The sequence below is a fragment of the Mesorhizobium sp. M7A.F.Ca.CA.003.01.2.1 genome (assembly GCF_003998945.1).
GTDB classification, from domain to species: domain Bacteria; phylum Pseudomonadota; class Alphaproteobacteria; order Rhizobiales; family Rhizobiaceae; genus Mesorhizobium; species Mesorhizobium ciceri.
In genome coordinates, this window is sequence record NZ_RZRA01001240.1 from 1 (window position 1) to 1,258 (window position 1,258).

1 protein-coding gene is annotated in these 1,258 nt (G+C 61.0%); it reads left to right on the forward strand.

What is annotated here, in order from left to right; genetic code table 11:
- Window positions 1-302 precede the first annotated feature (302 nt).
- Window positions 303-1,258 (forward strand): signal peptide peptidase SppA (sppA, locus tag EN969_RS31590; RefSeq protein WP_027161328.1); only part of this gene is annotated, 956 nt, incomplete at its 3' end.

Consider the following 1,258-nt stretch of genomic DNA (forward strand, 5'->3'; position numbering starts at 1 on the left):
CAGCCGCCTTTGTACAGACGAAAACGAAGTCCGCACAACTGCGTGTTCTCCATAGCAGAAACAGACACGCGGCGTAAAATTTATCAGCCATCGGTCTCGTCGCCCGACCTGGTGGCGATTGCACGAATATGTGAGCAGACCGACGCCTGGAGAGGGCCCGACCCGGCCCCGTCGACTGCCGACGCGGATAGCCACCTCACGTCCAGGCGCCGACTTGTCTCGCCATGCGCAAAAGAGAACTGCTTCCAGATGGGAGGATCATGGTCTAAAAGCGTCTCCTCCCGCCGACTGAAAGGCTGACCATGGCACTGAGAGCCGACGACCTGATCGACCGCCGCCGTTTGCGGCGCAAGCTGACATTCTGGCGCGTCGTCGCCATAGGCATCATAGCCCTTGGGGTGATTGCGCTTTCAACCTGGTTCTATGGCGACGATTTCGGCGGCTCGACGGTCGACCATATTGCCAAGGTCAAGATCGAAGGCACGATCACCGAGGACGAGGAACTGATCAAGCGGCTGGAAACCATCCGTCTTTCATCGAAGGTGAAAGGCGTGATCCTGTCGATCGATTCGCCTGGCGGCACCACCGTTGGCGGTGAATCGATCTATGAAGAAGTGCGCAAGCTGGCCGCCGACAAGCCGGTGGTGGCGGAAGTCGGCACGCTCGCCGCATCGGCGGGCTATATGATCGCCAGTGCCGCAGATCACATCGTTGCCCGCAAGACCTCGATCGTCGGCTCGATCGGCGTGCTGATCCAGTATCCCGACGTCAGCGGCCTGATGGACAAACTCGGCGTCAAGCTGGAGGAGGTGAAATCCTCGCCGCTGAAAGCCGCGCCCTCTCCCTTCAAGCCGACCAATGACGACGAGCGCGCCATGGTTCGCAAGCTCATCCTCGACAGTTACAACTGGTTCGTCGACATCGTCGCCGAACGCCGCAAGATGAGCCGCGAACAAGCGCTGGTGCTTGCCGACGGCTCGATATTCACCGGTCGCCAGGGCGTTGCCAACGGGCTGATCGACGCCGTCGGTGGCGAGACCGTGGCGGTCGACTGGCTGGCGACCAAGGGCGTCGATGCCAAGCTCAAGGTCGTCGAGTGGAAGGATACCGAACGGCGCAGCGGCTTCCTGTTCTCGAAAGCGATGGCGCAAACGATCGGCAGTGCGCTCGGCCTGCCCGCCTACAGCAGCGACGTCATCCATGAACTCGGAGCCGACCGCTTGTTTCTTGACGGTCTCGTTTCCGTCTGGCACCCTTG